We start from the raw sequence: 17,109 nt of genomic DNA, 5'->3' as shown, positions 1-17,109 counted from the left end.
TGTTACGCCAACTGCCGGTGGGCCTTGATGTGGTCGATGAATAGGCGCAGGGCCTGCAGGTTTTTGTATTCACGCGGGTAAAACAGATAGATCGGCTCTGTTGGTTTCAGGTAATCCTCCAGCAGGCATTGCACCTTTGTCAGGTCGCACTGCATCAGCGCATACTCGCGGAAAGTGAGCACCAATCCCATGCCTTGCTCCATCAGCTGCAACTGAGAGGGCAGGGTGTTGAGGATCAACCCTCCTTTGATATCAATCTCCACGGTGTTGCCATCCACCTCAAACACCCATGGCGCCAGCCGTCCTGATGTTTGAAACCGGTAGTGAAGGCAGTTGTGCACGAGGAGGTCTTCAGGTTTTTCCGGCGTGCCATGCTCAGCCAGATATGCCTTGCTGCCAAGGACGGTCAGGGGTTGCGGGTCAGAGATACGGATCGCAATCATATCCTGCGCAATCTTTCCCCCCAGACGAAGCCCGCCGTGCAAACCATCTGCAACGATGTCGACAATGGCGTCCGTCAGAGAAAGCTCCAGCTGTATCTCCGGATAAGCAGCCTGAAAGCTGGGCAGAAGATCTGCAAGGAAGGAGTGAAACACAAACTCAGGCAAGGTCAGTTTTAAACTGCCACGGGCGCTGCTGCCGTGTTCCTTTGCATCATTTACCGCTTGCCCCAGCAGGTCAAACGCCGCGCCCGCCCCACTTTGCAACGCACGACCCGCATCCGTCAGGGCTACCGACCGGGTGGTGCGCACAAACAGGGCCGTCCCGAGCTGTTCTTCCAGCGATTTCAACTGATGAGACACCGTGGACGGTTTGATGCCAAGCGCCTGAGCGGCTCCTTTGAGACTGCCGTTCTGTGCAATGGCGTTAAACACTTCCAGCATGGCAAGAGGCAAACGCATTATTTGATACCATACATCTATTGGATTGATATGGAGGCAATTAATAGCATGTATGCATCCTGTTATAAAGCAGAGATCAGATATTCTAAGAGGCCTTCCTGCGATGAAAACCCTTGTGCTCACTGCCCATCCCGACCTTTCAAAATCCCGTATCAACCGCTCCTGGTTTGAAGCATTTGCCGCAACAGATGACATCACCGTGCTTGATCTGGCCCGTGTTGGCGGCCCAACTCTGAGCTTTAACGTTGAAGAACAACAGCAACTCCTGCTCTCTCACGATCGCATCGTCTTCCAGTTTCCGTTTTATTGGTATTCCGCCCCGCCAGCGCTGAAAGCATGGCAAGATCAGGTCCTGTCCTACGGCTTTGCCTATGGCCCGGGTGGCACCAAACTGGCTGGCCGGGAACTGCTGCTGGCTATCTCTACCGGCGGACCGGAGGACAGCTATCACGCAGGCGGCTATAACAATTTCAGCATGGATGAGTTGCTCAAACCCTTTCAACAGACTGCCCTGCTGACTGGAATGGTTTACCTGCGCCCCTTCGTCTTGCACGGCCTTGCAGTTGTTGATGACGCCGCGATCGAAGCTTCCAATACAGCATTGCTCGCACATGTTCTGGACCCTGAACTCAACCCAGTCATCAAAAAAGCACGGCTGGACAAACTGCTGGAAAACAACGCCAAGCTCGCTGCCCGCGTCAGCGCCTGACCTCTTTCAACGTTCCATTTTTCAAAAAGGCGGGCCCTTGTGCTCGCCTTTTTTTGCTCATCCAAAACTGTAGATTATGGGCAAACCGAGAACTCAAACAGCTCATTCATTAAAAATCGATTCGATCTTTACCAACCTCTTCTTCTTTCCGCTGCTCAGGTCTCTTAGCCTGTCGTTTCAAAGCACAGCTTTGTTTTAGCAATTTGTTTCACGCCCTTGTTTTCATTGCGATCCTTTAGAAGAATAAACCTATTGTGGTATTATGGATGGGACGACATGGTGGTGACTTTGTTTTCGGTGCCTTGATCTGATGGTCAGCACTGCATTCATTTTCAGAATTCTTTTTTTATGGCCGAGGCTCGGGGGTCGCTTCCTGAAATTTGGTCATCTGAAGGCTGGAGGGACACCATTCCTGTCAGACTTAGCGTAGGACACATTGCTCAACACCGCCTTGCCTCCAACCATAAGCAGGACCACGGTATCAATGCCCGTTTTGAATCTTTTTCAACGGGAGGGGACGCAAAACTGACAGAACGATGTGGCCTCGCAGGTCCCTTTCTCAATCGGGACTGTAGCTCCTTCGTTCTCCAGCCTTCAGGAATATTTTAAGCGCAGATTGGAATTACCACGCACAAGTTGCAGCATAGTACCGGGTAGAATGTCTGTTGAATCGAACAACTCAATGAATGAGCCGAGACCTGAGGTGATTTACCGGCCCAGCATCAACTGGGATGAATGGCGCGAGGGGGTCGCCGAAGCGACGGGAGAGGCTTGTCTGGCTTCCAACACCGCTTCACCGGAGGCCTTTGGCGCGGGCGTGCGCGGATTTCGCTATAAAAGTGGCTTTGTGGCAACCATCAACGCGACCCCGCACAGGTTCATCCGCTCCAGCCAGCGCATTGCCCGCGACGGCATGGATGCTGTGTTTGTGCAATTTTATGATCACACCCACAATTGCGTCACCCACATGGGTCAGGAGAGTGTGGAACTCCAGCCCGGTCATCTGATCGTGCAGGATATGGCCGAGCCGTTTGTGGTAGACCACAGCTCCTACAAGCTGATGACACTGGCTTTGCCGCGAACGGCACTGGCACCGTTCCTCCATGGGGATCGCACCTACCCAACCCTGTGCCTTCCCGCAACAGGCGGCTCGACCAATGCAGTGATCAGCATGATGCAGCTGCTTCGCGGTCAACTGGGTCACCTGTCAGATGAGGATGTCACCTCAATCGTGGAATGCATCGCCAAGCTGGTCGCCAACCAGATGAACAACGGCCCGAGAATCTCATTTGCACTGGATGAAAACAATCAGACTGCAGCGCGGTTTTTACAAGCCGCCGAGTACATCAGCCGAACCTATACCAACCCACGCCTGAACAGCACAGAAGTGGCGCATCACCTCAACGTGTCTCGCACCACCCTCTACCGCCTGTTTGAGCCCATGGGCGGCTTCATGGCCTTCCTGCGTTACATCCGCATGAAACACGCCATGCGCAAGCTGCTGCGCTCCGGAAGCAATACAATCAAAATCCAGCAGATCGCCGAGAGCTGTGGTTTTTCGCACGCCTCCAGCTTCACCCGCAGCTTCAAAGAACACTACGGCGTTTCTCCCCGCGACATCCTGATGGACATCGCCGCCGGGCAAGACCACAAAACCCGCATCTCCAGCGGCATCTTCTCCAACTGGCTCACTTCGCTAAAAGAGGCGAAGCTGAACTGAGGGGAGCTTGATCCTCTGAGATCAAGTCGACCCTCGGTATCACAGCGACACAGTACCTGCGTACCTTCACAAATTGCCTGATATCCATTTCATAGAGCGGTCCAAAGTGACCAACCGAGAGGTCCGTATCGTTAGGATCTGGCATGATTTATGGGTAAAAACATAGCAACGCAGAAAAACACAAAAGCTTTCAAACGAACGCACAAAACAACGCAAACGCTCACAGCTTTTGGATGCTACCAATTTTCAACGTGAATATCATCTATATATCAGAATGTTAGATCACCGCCGTTGAAGGCATAGACACGACATTTCCGGCTAAAGCCGGATTGGTAGCATTGACAGGGCGAGGGCATCATCAAAGAGTTACCGTGATTTATTCTCTGATAAGTTTTGAGCGGCGCAATGATCGTACTTGGTAATTCTGAAAGCTGGCCCGGCATTGGCACCACCGCCAGTCACTTGCAAAATGGAGCACATGGGCTTGATGCCTTGGTGCCCGGACTGTCTTTGGTGGAAGCTGAAACCAAGGTGCGCAGTGTAGGCTATGGCGGTTGGCCAAACCTGTTGGGTAACATGGAATTTGATGCCAGCGTAATGGACGGCACCACGCGAGACTACGGCGCGGTTGCAGGCGTGCCGATGACGCTGGAGGTCACCCGTCTGGCAAAGGCGGTGCTGGATAACTTGCCACACACCATGCTTGTGGGTGAGGGGGCCCGCCGTTACGCAGATGAGCTTGGGTTTGCAAAGGATCCAGCTTTGCTGGAACACAGCAAACAGGTGTGGTGGCGCAAGCTGGAAGAGGTGATGAGCGACGAGCAGAAAGCCGCCTTTCCCAACACGGATCTGGCACCGTTGACCAAAGCAATCACCGACCCTGAAAAGGTGCGAGACACCACCGTTTTCCTTTGTAAAGACAGCCAGAAAAACATCTGCACCGCCACCTCTACATCAGGTTGGGCCTGGAAGTATCCGGGGCGTGTGGGCGACTCTCCCATTCCCGGTGCTGGCTTTTATGCTGACAGCCGCTATGGCGCGGCCGCATGCACTCATACAGGTGAAATGACCATGCGCTGCGGTACCGCCCGCACCGTTGTACTGGCCATGAAGCTCGGCATTTCGCTGGATGATGCGTTACGACTGGCGGTCTCTGAGTTGCAGGAGCTGGAGAGCGGTTACATCGGCGGTGTTGTGATCCATGCCATTGATGCAGCAGGCAAACACCGCGTGGTCAATGTGGGGTGTGACGAGGAGATTGTCTATTGGGTCTGGACGCCAGAGCTCGGCCAACCTGAAAAACGCAAGGCCATTCGGGCAGAGGATTTGATGGCGGGTCAAATGGAGGTTCAGTCATGAAGCTGGAAGTGTGTGTTGACACCGTCGCTGGATTGAATGCTGCTGTTGCTGGCGGAGCTGACCGGATTGAGCTGTGTTCCTGCCTCGCCATGGGCGGCCTGGCGCCGTCCGTTGGCCTGATGGAACTGGCGGCCAAAGCGCCCATCCCGGTCTACGCCATGATCCGCCCTCGCGGGGGTAACTTCATCTTCTCCCCGCAAGAGGTGGACCAGATGAAGCGCGAAATCGATGCTGCTCGTAATACCAATTTGGCTGGTGTTGTTCTGGGCGCAAACCAACATAACAACGCACTCGACGCTAACCTATTGAATACACTAGTGGATCACGCTGATGGCCTTGGTGTAACGCTCCATCGCGTCATTGACCTTGCCCCAGATTTGAACGAAGCCACACACACTGCTGCTGAACTCGGCTTCGAACGCATCCTCAGTTCCGGCGGAGCTTACAAAGCTATTGATGGGATTGAGAACCTAACCGCCATGCACAAAGCCGCAGCTGGCAGACTCTCTGTGATGCCGGGGTCAGGTGTTAACACTCAGACGGCGCTCGATATCTTACAAGCTGCTGATTTCACTGAGATTCATGCAGGCTGCGGTAAAACTTATCCGCAAGACCAACGTCTGCTGGATTTTGGTTTTGAAAGCGCCGGAGAAAAACGGACCGATGAAGAATTGGTGAGATCGCTCAAAGAAGTAATTCAGGGAAATGCATACAACAAATAACACCGCAGGCCATTTTACAGAATATTACTTATCTTTATTTCTCAACTACAAGCAAACTAAGTAAATCAAGGAACTCCCGCAAGTGCAACACCAGACCGCAATGTACCCGTTACAGGAGAAATGAGGATGCTGATGAACTTGTTGACCTCAGAGACTGATGAATTCGCCACATAGATCACATCTTTATCTCTGATTTCAAACGCTTGCGTCAAAAACATACCACTTGGCTCTCTCAAATTGAGACGGTAGACAACAGGCACTGTCCCGAATTCCTCATGTTGCTCATGTGGAGGAAGCAACGGCATCATCTTTTGCCGGTCCTCAAATCGGAACAGGAAAACCCCCGTCGCATCCGCAGTCCCATCATGCAAACCACCTGACATTCCAATGGCTTCCGAGAGATTCACCCGCGAGGAAGGGAAGTCATATTTGCGCCGGGCAACAACGGCACCAAACACGGTGAAGGATTTAGGCTGGTGCGTAATGGAGACAATGTCCTTCGGCCGAAGCCAGATATTGTTAGCTGGTTGCTCCGAAATATCGTCTAGACTAAACCGGAACTTCTTGTCATCTCTCATGACAGTAACAAACGACTCATAGTCTGGATTCCGCGTTCCACCAGCTTCTGAGATTGCCTCAACCAGACTCAGACCATCTTCATGCACACGGAACTGGCCCGGACGCATCACATCACCAATAACAATGACCTTGTGCGATCCATTTGCCTGAAGGTTCACAACCACTTGTGGATCGACAGCCTTACCTTCCAACCCACTGAGAATCTGTTCGCGAACCTCAGAGATACTCTTGTTCTCGACTTTGAGTTCCCCAACATAAGGCACGTAAATATTGCCTTGGTCGTCAACCACAAGGCCAAGCTCAGTCCGTTTTTGACCTTGTGTTGAGAAAAGCCCGTTTGGAATGGACTCCCAAATCCCAACAGAGAGCTGATCGCCAACACCGACGCGGATCGTACTTCTCTTGCCCTTGCCAACGCGGAATTCTTTGGGAGGTAAGTTGCTGGCGTAATTGGATAAATGCTGAACTGTCGGAACATCAACATCCAGCATGACATAGCTCAGCGACTGCGCATTACGTTGAGAAGTTGCATTCTCCACCTGATAAGCGCTTGGGCCATGTCCTGGAATTTCCGAGCACCCAACCACTGCAAGCAGCAGCGCAGGCACAACGAGCAACTCCAACCAGCGAGATATGTGCAAACATGTTTTCACATGCGAACACTGACCTATTCGCAGGCCTTCGAGTAGCCGCTGGATTTGGCCATTGCCTGTTTAACGCACTTCAATTTCGGGGTTTTTTCATATGCTTGTTAGCTGCTCTGATCAGAGAAAATCTTACTAAGGCACTGCAAACAAACATTTTTGTAACTCAACATATTGAGGGCAATGCTCGTGTTGGACCACGAGCATTGCAGGGGAAATCCTACCCGTTATGGGCAGGCAATCACTTCAATCTCTACGAGAGCGTCTTTTGGCAGACGCGCAACTTCCACACAGGACCGTGCTGGGAACGGTGCATTGTTGTCTTCAAAGAACTTGCCGTAAACTTCGTTCACTCGCGCAAAGTCATTGAGATCTTTCACGAAAACCGTTGTCTTCTTGATGTTCTTTGCTGCAAGACCTGCTTCTTCAACAATCGCCAGACCGTTCTTCAAAGACTGAAGGGTCTGCTCAGCAACATCTGCAGGCATCTCACCGGTTTCCGGATTGATCGGTAACTGGCCGGACGTGATGATCATCTGACCAAGGTTCACGCCCTGAACATACGGGCCAATTGCTGCAGGAGCTTTGGAGGTATCGATAGCTGTCATTGTTTTTCCAGTTTTATAGGCTTGTTAAGTGGAACTGTTCAGATGGTGAGACGAATTCCTGTTGCGCCGCAATAGTTTGCAGCTCCCACTCGTCTTTTTCCTGCGTGGATTTAAGCACGCCATACACCGCGTTATTACAGTGCTGGAATGCTTCTACTTCAGAAAGACCATTCAGATAACCAGCGGCAAATACAGATGTGATTAGATCTCCGACGCCAACCGGTTGGCGTTCAAACTGCAAATGCGGGCGCTGAGCCAGATAGCTGCCTTGCTCGCTTGCAAACATCATGGTGAAGGCATCATCAGAAACGCTGTGCAAGTGCTTGGCCAGAACCATTTTAGGTCCAATTCCCATAGCCTTAGCGCATGCTTGTTTGGCTTGTTCCAGCGTTTCAATTGGCTCACCAATGAACTGTGAAAGTTCAAACTGGTTGGGCACGATCACATCCGCAATCGGCATCACCTTGCTCACCAGCAACTCGGCAACACCTTCACTGACAATGCAGCCTTTATCAGGCGCACCCATCACCGGATCACAGAAATAGAGACACTCAGGATTGTGCCGCCGAACTTCCTTCACGATGTCAACAATGACGTCACAGTGAGAAGGGCCACCAAGGTAACCTGTTACAATACCTTTGATTTGAGAGAGGACATTCAGTTTTGCCAGTCCCTCAAAGATTTCAGAGATCTGCTTGGCATCATGAGCCTGTCCGGTCCAACCTTGCGGATGTTGGGTGTGGTTTGAAAACTGGACGGTATTGATAGCCCAGACCTCATGCCCCATACGTTGCATCGGAAATACAGCACAGCCGTTGCCAGCATGGCCATATGTCACGTGGGATTGGATGGAGAGTATGCCTTTCATTTCAAATACCTCGTTTCGGAACTGAGGCTCACAACCGCGAGCCCCAGCAGAGCGTCATGCCATTCTCGGCGCTTATGGATAGACTGGAAGTGCGTTGAACATCCCCAGAATGTGACTAACGGCAACCAAAATGCCGAAGCCGAAGATCACCCAGACAAGGGCCTCGCCGCCCCAAACGCGGAACTGAGGATTGCCGAATTTCTTGCGGCTGACACGCACCATCAGAGCAGGGACGATCGCCGTCCAGACTGTTGCTGCAAGACCAGCGTAGCCAATCGCGATGATGAAACCATCTGGAAAGAAGATGCCACCGATCAACGGAGGAACGAAGGTCACAGCTGCGGTTTTCGCACGACCTGCAGGGCTGTCATCAAACTTCAGGAAGTCTGCCAAAAAGTCGAACAGACCAAGCGCAACACCCAGGAAGGAGCTGGCCACAGCCATGTTACCGAATGCGGACAACATGTTGGATGCAGAAGTGTTTTCTACTGCACGGCCAAGAGCTTCCACCAGTACGCCGATGTTACCGCCCTGTTCGATGATTGGGCCAAAATCAGCTCGTGAGATGTTGCCCAATGTGGCAAACAGCCAGACAATGTAAAGTACCAGTGCAAGGAAAGTGCCTGTACCAAGGCAGAGCAAAATCTTCTTCGGCTCCTTGCCATAGTACTTCATCAGGCTTGGTACGTTGTGGTGATACCCGAAAGATGCCAGGCAGAACGGCATTGCTGCGAACAAATACGGGAAGTAACTCCCCATTCCCATACCATTATCGCTATCAAAGAAGACTGCGGCCTTCATGTTGAAGGTGTAACCAGTCACAGACATGAAGAATGTGATGATCATGCCACCAAGAAGGATGGTTGTGATGCGATCAACTGCCTTGGTAGACCACCAAACGAAGAACGCCAGACCCAGCGCAAAGATCAGACCAGCCAACATCTGCGGAGGTGCAACACCCAATGTTGCATCCAGTGTGTGAACCACAATGGACCCGCCACCGGAGATGTAAGCGTAGCAGAGAATGTAGCCGACAAACGCAACGGCGATGTTGTTTACGGTGTTCCATCCAGTCCCAAGGGTGTCTTTCACCATGGTATCAAAACTGGAACCCACCGGATAATTCAGGTTTGTTTCCAATATCATAAGGCCGGAATGCAGCATACAGAACCAGGTAAAGGCCAGAGCCAGAATGGCCCAGATGCTCCACATACCAGCACTAACGGTTGGAACGGAAAACATACCAGCGCCGACTGCTGTGCCGGCGATGATCATAGCCCCGCCTAGGAAGGATGGACTGACTGTTGCAGTGGATTTTCCCAAACCACTGACTTGTGTGCCCTCAGACATTTACTTCTCTCCCGTGAAGTAGTTTTGTTATATCCGTGAGGAAAGAAGGGAGGCACAGAGCAGCGCCTCCCAAGTTGCCAAATTATTTGATTGGCTTCAGACGTGCAGTGAAGTGACGAAGCACAGGTGGTTCATATTCAAAGTCGAAGCCTTTGATGTCCTTCGCGTTTTTCGCAACGTTGATCAAAGCATCCGCGATGTAATCCATGTGGTCATTGGTGTATACACGGCGTGGGATTGTTAGGCGCATGAGTTCGAGTGGTGACTCTTTTTGCAGGCCGGTGGCTGGATCGCGGCCAAGTAAGAATGAGCCAATTTCAACTGGGCGTACACCGGATTCCAGATAGAGCGCGTTACACAAAGCCTGCGCAGGGAACTGGTCTCCCGGGATGTGCGGAACGATCTTCTTCGCGTCTACGAACACCGCGTGACCACCGGTTGGGTACTGAATTGGCACGCCGCCTTCAACGAGACGATCGCCTAAATACTTAACCTGGCCAATACGATAGTGCAGGAAGCTCTCGTCCGCACCTTCATGCATACCCCGTGCCAGCGCTTCCATGTCGCGACCGGCTAATCCCCCGTATGTTACGAAGCCTTCCATTGGGACGCAGAGGGTCTGGACGGCCTGGAACAGCTCTTTCTTCTCGCGGATGGCGCACATGCCGCCGATGTTGACCAGCGGGTCTTTCTTGGCGGACATGGTGAGCATATCGCCGTAGGAGTACATTTCGCGGATGATGTCGGTGATGGACTTATCCGCGTAGCCTTCCTCGCGCTGCTTGATGAAATACGCGTTTTCGCAATAGCGGGCGGAGTCGATCACAACCGGAATATCGTATTTCTGGCCGATCTCGTAAACTGCCCGCATGTTGGCCATGGAAACTGGCTGACCGCCGGAGCTGTTACAGGTCACTGTGGTGATGATCGCGGTGATGTTCTTCGCACCATTTTCCTTGATCGACGCTTCCAGCTTCTCTAGATCGAAGTCACCCTTCCAGTCGTAGTAAGTGGTTGTGTCATAAGCCCGTTCATCCACCACGTTGACGACTTCACCGCCGTTCAGCTCTACATGTGCGGCTGTGGTGTCGAAGTGGTAGTTGGAGATGAACACGTGCTTGTCTGCATCACGCACTTCCTTGGCGCGACGGATCAGTGCCGGGAACAGGATCTGCTCTGCACCACGCCCTTGGTGGGTTGGCACCATGTATTCATAACGGAAGAAGTGATGGACAGCTTCTTTGAGGTTGTAGAAGTTGCGGGATCCGGCATAGGCTTCATCGCCCATCATCATGCCCGCCCACTGGTAGTCAGACATGGCGCCCGTGCCGGAGTCTGTCAGCAGATCGATGTAAACGTCATCACTTGCGAGCAAGAATGGGTTGTAACCTGCTTCAGCCAATGCCTTTTCGCGGTCTGCGAAAGTGGTCATCTTGATTGGCTCAACCATTTTGATGCGGAACGGCTCAGGGATACGTTTCATTGTTCTAGTCCTTACGTCATGTTTTTACTGCGCATTCTTTATCCAAATACTGGCTCCCACCTTTGGGAACACGCAGCGGCGCACGAGTTGGGTCGCTCTCCAACCATTGGGCGCGAAAGTTTTCAAGCACCTGAAATTACAGGCGTCTATCTTGGAATTTGTGTTTTGCGGCAGCAGTCACCAGATTTGAAAGTAAGACGCAGCTCACCCGTTCACTGTCAGAAACGATGTGAGTAGTTTTGCCCGATAAAGCGCAAGGGTAGATGTAGTTTTCCCGTTGCTCCAAGTAGATTGGGCGTCAAACATTCAAATTTTTAAAGGGACTGATGGGCCTGTAGGCTTATACGCACACATTTGGGAAGTCGTAGGCAAGACGAACATCTTGCGTAAACCATGCCAAACTCTTTTTATTGCGATACTGAAGAACCAGTACTGACCGGCTCATGGCCTATTCCTCATCTTTACTGCATATCATGTGATAGCAAAGGCATATGAAACCACATTTACCCATGTGTCAAGCAGCTATTCTACGTCTTTCCTACGGGGTTGCCCCTAGAACAAGTATAAAGGTCAGTATAGACTTCATAAGGCATTAACAGGCGCTGTAATATTCGACGTCACACAGTAAATAATTTTGTAAATTCTTATATTCCCCTTCAAGGCAAGATTTTTTGCGGGGCTTTAAGGCAAAACCGCCTGAAGACACCCAAGAGTGAAGCGCATAAATCAATAGCAGATACACGGGCACCGCCACGAACTCTTGATATCTCAGAGATTTCTTTCCTGTTAAATTTCACAGAGGGCAATTATTCCAAGTTATTTGCAGTGGAACCTCTCTTTGCGACACTTTTTGGCGGACACCTCGTTATCCACGTAAGAAAATTGCGCACTCTCGCACTTATCCTCCCAACCGCGTTTTTCTGCCCTGCACAGAGGCAGTTGTTAACTTTTCCGCGCACCGGGCATAAACCTCTCCCAGCGCCCAAAACCAGAACGCCACCTCCATGAAGCCCGCTCAGCAATCAGCCTCACATAGCAACGCGTTCGTTTGCGTTCTTTCGTGTTTTCCTGCGTTTTTTAAGGATTTCATTGTGCAGTGCAGCATGAACTTCACTTTTGGAGTGGTGGATCCAAGTTTTAAAAACCAACCATTCAGATTGTATTACATATTTTCACAACTTTAAAATGTGTTTATTTATAGTTTTATGAATATTGCAAAATTGGAAAGCTATCGAAATGAATACCGCAGCTTGGCCGGGCTCAAAATGGTGGAAGGTTGACTTTCATAGTCATACACCAGCATCTCATGACTACGGAAAAGGGACTAATGATCAGAACCTGAAGAGGCTTGATCCTCAGCAATGGCTTCTTTCGTACATGAAAGCCGGTATCGATTGCGTCGTCGTTTCTGATCATAACTCAGGAGAGTGGATTGATCGCCTAAAGCGAGCTAACACCGAATTAAAAGAGACACCTCCAGCAGATTATCGACCTCTCACAGTTTTCCCGGGCGTCGAGATAAGTGTCAATGGTGGTGTGCACTTACTAGCCATATTGCCGGACGAAAAGGGCACAGGTGATGTTGATCGACTACTAGGACAAGTTGGATATAACGGAGTTCCTGGAGAGAGCAATGTTGTAACAACAGAGAGTTTTGTTAAAGTAGTTTCACGAATTGTCGAGATGGGAGGCATCGCTATTCCGGCCCACGTTGACAAGCCTTCCGGTTTATTCAAAGAACTCACAGGATCATCATTAGATCAAGTCTTGTGTATCGACGATATATTTGCTGCAGAGTTCATAGACAAAGATTATTGCACTCCGCAACTATACATCGACAAAAACTTATCTTGGACCAAAATACTTGGCTCAGATTCTCACCACCCAACCGGAGAAGATGGCGGCCAGTTCCCCGGTAGTCATTACACTTGGGTCAAGATGGAGCATCCATCCATTGAAGGGCTAAGACTTGCCCTGTTAGATGGAGATACATCTATTCAGCGATCAGATAGTACCACCGTGTCTCCCAACAAAAGCGCTGGTTATTGGCTACATGAAATCTCAGTCGAGAACGCTAAATATATGGGACGAAATGGCGTTTTCCAAATAAATCTCAACCCTTGGCTGAACACAATTATTGGCGGTCGTGGAACTGGTAAATCATCAACCTTGGAGTTTCTGAGGTTAGCACTTGGGAGACAACACGAAGTTCCCACCTCACTATCTGCAGACTTCGAAAAATATAGTTCTTCATACAGTAAAACCAAAAAAAACGATGGCTTGCTGACTGATGGCGCAAAAATTCATGCAACATATGAAAAAAACGGAATACCTCATCGGATTGAGTGGTCGAATACCAATCAAAGCTCTGCAGTTTTTGAGCTTGTTGATCAAGATAAGTGGGAGCAAATTGGAGGGGATCCTAAGGTTCTGTTTCCTTTAAGAATTTATAGTCAAAAGCAAATATTTGAGTTAGCGAAACATCCGCAAGGTCTACTAAATATTATCGATGAAGCTGATGAGATCAATAAACGACCTTGGCAAGAGACCCTTGATCAACTCATCAATGATTTCATGTCTCAACGTGCGGAAGCCAGAGCATTGCTTCCAGTGTCAAAAGACAATGAAACCGACATTCAGTTGCTTAAAGATTTAAATAATCGCATTAGTATTCTGGAAAATGACAGCTCAGCTAACACTCTAAAAGCTTTTGAAAAATCTGATAGAAAAAAAAGAGCTCTAGACACATGGGAACGAAATTTGGAGGAGCTATTTTCTCCTCTTCAGAAGTATCTAGAAGCTTCACAAATGCCAGAACTAGATCTGACTGCTTTCGATGAAGAATGCGAGGAAGATACTGAACTTCTTCTCCAACTTGAGGAAGTTAGAAAACAACAGAGCCAAATTTTTGAGCAACTTGCAAATTTGCATTCTAAATCTCAAGAAATACTAGGCGAGTGGCATACAACGCGACAACAGTCGGCGTTTGAAAAAAGTTCCAAAAGAATTCAGGAGAGCTACGAAAGCTTAACTAGTCAGTTTGGTGGATCAATAACAAACGATTACTCCCAACTTTTAGAAAAAAGAGCAAATCTGGAATATAACATTGAAAAGCACAACATAAAACTTGGTCAATCAAAAGAAAAACAGACGCAATCATTAAAGACGTTAAAAGATATTATAGAACATCGCTCGAAGCTATCGTCTGCACGAAAGCTTTTCCTTGAGCAGGTCTTAGAAGGTAATCAGTTTGTCAAAATTGAACTTAAAGAACTAGCTGATAACAGCAATCTTGATAGCCAGTTGAGAAGCCTACTTTCGAAAGAAAACGCTTTTGGAAATGACTTCGAAAAACTCTCGAACTTAATCCAATCGAATGAAGACAAAAATGTAGGCTTAGAATGTCTGAAAAGTACCCTCACATCTCAAGACCGCAGGGCTAAGTTTCTATCCGATAACAGATTTAAGAACCATCTAAATACTTTACCACCAGAGACGTTTGATAGAATTGAAACTTGGTTCCCTGAAGACAAAGTTGAAGTATCATTCTGCCCATCTCGCGGTAAAAGGTTCACTCCAATCGATCAAGGATCCCCGGGGCAAAAGACTGCAGCACTGTTAGCCTTCATTCTTTCTAACGGCGACGAACCATTGTTGCTAGACCAACCAGAAGATGATCTCGATAATAGTCTAATCTACAGCCTTATTGTTTCTCAGCTTCGAGAGGCAAAATCTCAAAGACAAATTATCGTAGTTACGCATAACGCCAATATTGTGGTTAATGGCGATGCCGAAAACGTAGTCTGCCTTCACAGCCCACGCGGACAAACTGTTACCAAAACAGCTGGGGGACTACAGTGCTCCAAAATTCGAGCTGAAGTTTGCAATGTCATGGAAGGAGGCAAAACAGCTTTTGAGAACCGCTACAGGAGGATTCAACCGTTTGCAGACCCGCACGACTAATAGCAAACCAACTGTATCCCAGTGCTCGGATCAACTCTGAAGTACCAGCTATACTCTGATTGGTCATCTTTCACATTTGCGCCTGTAAGCAGTCTTCGCAGGCGCAAATGGATGCCATCAGCATGGCAGAAGCACTCAAAGCAATAGTTTTCATGGGTCTTGTCCTTACGAAAGCTCAGTGAAATCGATGGCTTCACTGTGCCCCAAGGCAACCCCTCAAACAGGCGCGTTTCCTGTCATTCCTTATGCGTTTCTTGGGGTATTCTTATCGTAAGTTATTGAGATATGCACAATGCACTCTAAGATAGTCAAATTGCTGTGGTCTTATGCAGTCTTCTATCTCTAACTCGCGAGCCAATATGGATACGATTATCCGTTACATGATAGCATTTATGTTCATTTCCGTACTTGGTGGTGGTCTCATATTTCTTTGGTTGCTGGGTGGGACTGTGATCGATCAGAAAATAGAAACAGGTAAGTACTTTTTCGAGTTCAAGAACCAAAAAAATGTTTGGGTTGAAACGACTGCCTTCTGGTACTGGACCGAGAGCATTCTTAGCTTCATACACATTTTTGGTACAATCATCGTGCTATGCTTTGCCGGCTGGCGATACTTTACAGACACGACGTAGATGCCTTCACCTATAGGGATCGACAAGCTGATTTTATGGATCTTCGGAACGCTTTGAAACTCAACTCACCGCGAGAACGAGCGAAACACTTCGTAGAGCTGGAAGAGTTGTTTTTGGGAGTTGATGTTCATTTTGTAAAGGGCACTTCTGAGTTGTTTGCGGACGGTGTCGAGCCGGACGGAGCGGCTTTTTGAGTAAGCTTGTAGGGACTGGTTGGAGAGGACGGCGCAGATCACATTTGTCTCAGCTTTTGAGAGCCGGAAGGCATCTGCCATGTTCTCCAGCACAGCACGATCTGCCTGCTCCGTGGTACCTGTCATCATGATCTTCACCGCCAGATACTGCGCGGCCTCAACAGCTCCGCCTGCCGCCTGTGGTTTTGGGTTAAACATCTGGATCAAATAGGTTATGCCGGATCGCTCATCCGTCAGCTTCAACAGGGGCAGGCCACCGTGAAGGGCGCTGACATGCGCCTCTGCCAGTTTTCTGTTGTGCTTACGATCAGCACAGGCAAGGCCTGCTTTCTTCAGCTTCAAAAACCCGTGCTCCAGAATCTCAAGAGCCTCTGGATTGATGGAACTGATGGTATGCTGTGAAAAGACGATGAGGCCAAATGGCAGCTCTGCGGCAACGCGGTCTTGCAACGACAGCTTCATCTCAAGGCTCTTGACCCTTTGCCGATAATGCAGAGCTCGGCTGGCATGCGGTATCATGCGCTCGAACATCTTCCGTTGCAAAGGTGTGAAGCCATCTCCGGCCCTGAGGGAAGACACACCAAACCAGCCGAAGTTATCGCCCTTGGTCAGGTTCGTCCCCATAAGGTCATAGACCTCATATTTGGGGAGCAACTGGTGGACCGGGTTGGTTTTCAACCCATGCTCCGTCGTTATCTCCGCATCGGTTATCACCTGTCCATAGGGAGATTTGTGAACCCGCTCTATTCGGTAATCATGGGGAAAGTAGTCTGTGGTGTATTCAAGCTCGAATGCGGTATCAATCCGCGCCACATAGTTGAGACGCTCCTCAGGTTTTGCAGCATCATACGTGTAAAGGTGAACGCCAGATGTTCCCAGCATGTCACTGGCCGTGGTGAGGGCGTCCTCAAACAGATCGGGGTGCTCTACAGACTCATACAACTGAGTGAGAAAGAGTTCAAAATTCTTTTCCATGCCTCTAAATGTGTAAACAGCAATGATTCCTTAAATATTCGATGCAGTTACCGTAGCGTAGTGCCAATAAATATCAAACAGGATTTAGTTGGTATATAGCTTTTGCAGAGTAACACAGGTGAGGCAGGCCTATTAATCGACGGATCAGAACACGCCGGGTACCTGTCGGAGGTGCGCTCGTTTTCTTCTGCAAGCCCCCATTTGGGGAATGGTTGGAGGCCCGCGTTTCTCTTAATCTTGTAGGTAAGCTGATCGCATTTCAAAACAAACACTGTGTTTTTCGTGGCCCCATGGCGAGATTATTTATCTCAGCTGACGGGTCATTGAGCAGATGGTTTGAGCAAGCCGAAATGAGATCTTGCTATGTTTTAACTGTTATGGGGGGAAGAGAATATTAGAAT

At 49.5% G+C, this 17,109-nt stretch carries 12 protein-coding genes; 5 read left to right on the top strand and 7 right to left on the bottom strand.

Annotation, left to right across the window (positions count from 1 at the left end):
* Positions 1-2 precede the first annotated feature (2 nt).
* Positions 3-902 carry a LysR family transcriptional regulator gene (locus tag PsW64_RS04875; protein ID WP_063302885.1) on the bottom strand — a complete coding sequence of 300 codons (900 nt, stop codon included), beginning with the start codon at positions 900-902 and terminating at the stop codon, positions 3-5.
* A gap of 103 nt (positions 903-1,005) precedes the next feature.
* On the opposite strand from PsW64_RS04875, the gene PsW64_RS04870 reads away from it, so the two are divergent.
* The 4 genes from PsW64_RS04870 to PsW64_RS04855 all read left to right on the top strand — a co-directional run bounded on the left by PsW64_RS04870 (position 1,006) and on the right by PsW64_RS04855 (position 5,412).
* Positions 1,006-1,611 carry an NAD(P)H-dependent oxidoreductase gene (locus tag PsW64_RS04870; protein ID WP_063302884.1) on the top strand — a complete coding sequence of 202 codons (606 nt, stop codon included), beginning with the start codon at positions 1,006-1,008 and terminating at the stop codon, positions 1,609-1,611.
* A 682-nt stretch (positions 1,612-2,293) separates the two neighbouring features.
* Positions 2,294-3,331 (top strand): helix-turn-helix domain-containing protein, encoded by a 1,038-nt coding sequence (locus PsW64_RS04865; protein ID WP_082831031.1) that lies wholly within the window; start codon positions 2,294-2,296, stop codon positions 3,329-3,331.
* Between the two features lie 405 nt (positions 3,332-3,736).
* Entirely contained in the window at positions 3,737-4,690 is a 954-nt protein-coding gene (locus PsW64_RS04860) for a N(4)-(beta-N-acetylglucosaminyl)-L-asparaginase (RefSeq protein ID WP_063302882.1), read from the top strand.
* Complete coding sequence (locus tag PsW64_RS04855) at positions 4,687-5,412, top strand: copper homeostasis protein CutC (protein WP_063302881.1); 726 nt, start codon at positions 4,687-4,689, stop codon at positions 5,410-5,412. Before PsW64_RS04860 ends, PsW64_RS04855 begins: the two co-directional genes overlap by 4 nt.
* A gap of 65 nt (positions 5,413-5,477) precedes the next feature.
* Here the strand turns inward: PsW64_RS04855 and PsW64_RS04850 are convergent, their stop codons facing one another.
* The 5 genes from PsW64_RS04850 to PsW64_RS04830 all read right to left on the bottom strand — a co-directional run bounded on the left by PsW64_RS04850 (position 5,478) and on the right by PsW64_RS04830 (position 10,944).
* Positions 5,478-6,599, bottom strand: a complete 1,122-nt coding sequence (locus PsW64_RS04850; RefSeq protein ID WP_208980577.1) for a polysaccharide biosynthesis/export family protein — start codon at positions 6,597-6,599, stop codon at positions 5,478-5,480.
* Between the two features lie 263 nt (positions 6,600-6,862).
* Positions 6,863-7,243, bottom strand: coding sequence for a RidA family protein (locus PsW64_RS04845; protein ID WP_057461419.1), 381 nt, complete (start codon positions 7,241-7,243; stop codon positions 6,863-6,865).
* Positions 7,244-7,256: 13 nt separating this feature from the next.
* On the bottom strand, positions 7,257-8,111 hold the full coding sequence (gene pdxY / locus PsW64_RS04840) for a pyridoxal kinase PdxY (protein WP_063302880.1): 855 nt from the start codon (positions 8,109-8,111) through the stop codon (positions 7,257-7,259).
* 72 nt (positions 8,112-8,183) lie between these two features.
* Entirely contained in the window at positions 8,184-9,461 is a 1,278-nt protein-coding gene (mtr, locus tag PsW64_RS04835) for a tryptophan permease (RefSeq protein WP_063302879.1), read from the bottom strand.
* 82 nt (positions 9,462-9,543) lie between these two features.
* Entirely contained in the window at positions 9,544-10,944 is a 1,401-nt protein-coding gene (locus PsW64_RS04830; protein ID WP_057461422.1) for a tryptophanase, read from the bottom strand.
* Positions 10,945-12,180: 1,236 nt separating this feature from the next.
* On the opposite strand from PsW64_RS04830, the gene PsW64_RS04825 reads away from it, so the two are divergent.
* Complete coding sequence (locus tag PsW64_RS04825) at positions 12,181-14,907, top strand: TrlF family AAA-like ATPase (protein WP_063302878.1); 2,727 nt, start codon at positions 12,181-12,183, stop codon at positions 14,905-14,907.
* A 697-nt stretch (positions 14,908-15,604) separates the two neighbouring features.
* Here the strand turns inward: PsW64_RS04825 and PsW64_RS04815 are convergent.
* On the bottom strand, positions 15,605-16,708 hold the full coding sequence (locus tag PsW64_RS04815) for a helix-turn-helix transcriptional regulator (RefSeq protein WP_063302876.1): 1,104 nt from the start codon (positions 16,706-16,708) through the stop codon (positions 15,605-15,607).
* Between the last annotated feature and the right edge of the window lie 401 nt (positions 16,709-17,109).

The sequence above is a fragment of the Pseudovibrio sp. W64 genome, assembly GCF_001623145.1.
Taxonomy (GTDB): Bacteria; Pseudomonadota; Alphaproteobacteria; order Rhizobiales; family Stappiaceae; genus Pseudovibrio.
Note: the sequence above shows the minus strand (reverse complement) of the source record. Positions and strands in the feature narration are given on the sequence as shown.

Coding starts and splice junctions, on each gene's coding strand:
- PsW64_RS04845 (WP_057461419.1), bottom strand. CDS start 7,243: ATGACAGCTATCGATACCTCCAAAGCTCCTGCAGCAATTGGCCCGTAT.
- pdxY (WP_063302880.1), bottom strand. CDS start 8,111: ATGAAAGGCATACTCTCCATCCAATCCCACGTGACATATGGCCATGCT.
- mtr (WP_063302879.1), bottom strand. CDS start 9,461: ATGTCTGAGGGCACACAAGTCAGTGGTTTGGGAAAATCCACTGCAACA.
- PsW64_RS04860 (WP_063302882.1), top strand. CDS start 3,737: ATGATCGTACTTGGTAATTCTGAAAGCTGGCCCGGCATTGGCACCACC.
- PsW64_RS04875 (WP_063302885.1), bottom strand. CDS start 902: ATGCGTTTGCCTCTTGCCATGCTGGAAGTGTTTAACGCCATTGCACAG.
- PsW64_RS04830 (WP_057461422.1), bottom strand. CDS start 10,944: ATGAAACGTATCCCTGAGCCGTTCCGCATCAAAATGGTTGAGCCAATC.
- PsW64_RS04855 (WP_063302881.1), top strand. CDS start 4,687: ATGAAGCTGGAAGTGTGTGTTGACACCGTCGCTGGATTGAATGCTGCT.
- PsW64_RS04865 (WP_082831031.1), top strand. CDS start 2,294: ATGAATGAGCCGAGACCTGAGGTGATTTACCGGCCCAGCATCAACTGG.
- PsW64_RS04815 (WP_063302876.1), bottom strand. CDS start 16,708: ATGGAAAAGAATTTTGAACTCTTTCTCACTCAGTTGTATGAGTCTGTA.
- PsW64_RS04825 (WP_063302878.1), top strand. CDS start 12,181: ATGAATACCGCAGCTTGGCCGGGCTCAAAATGGTGGAAGGTTGACTTT.
- PsW64_RS04870 (WP_063302884.1), top strand. CDS start 1,006: ATGAAAACCCTTGTGCTCACTGCCCATCCCGACCTTTCAAAATCCCGT.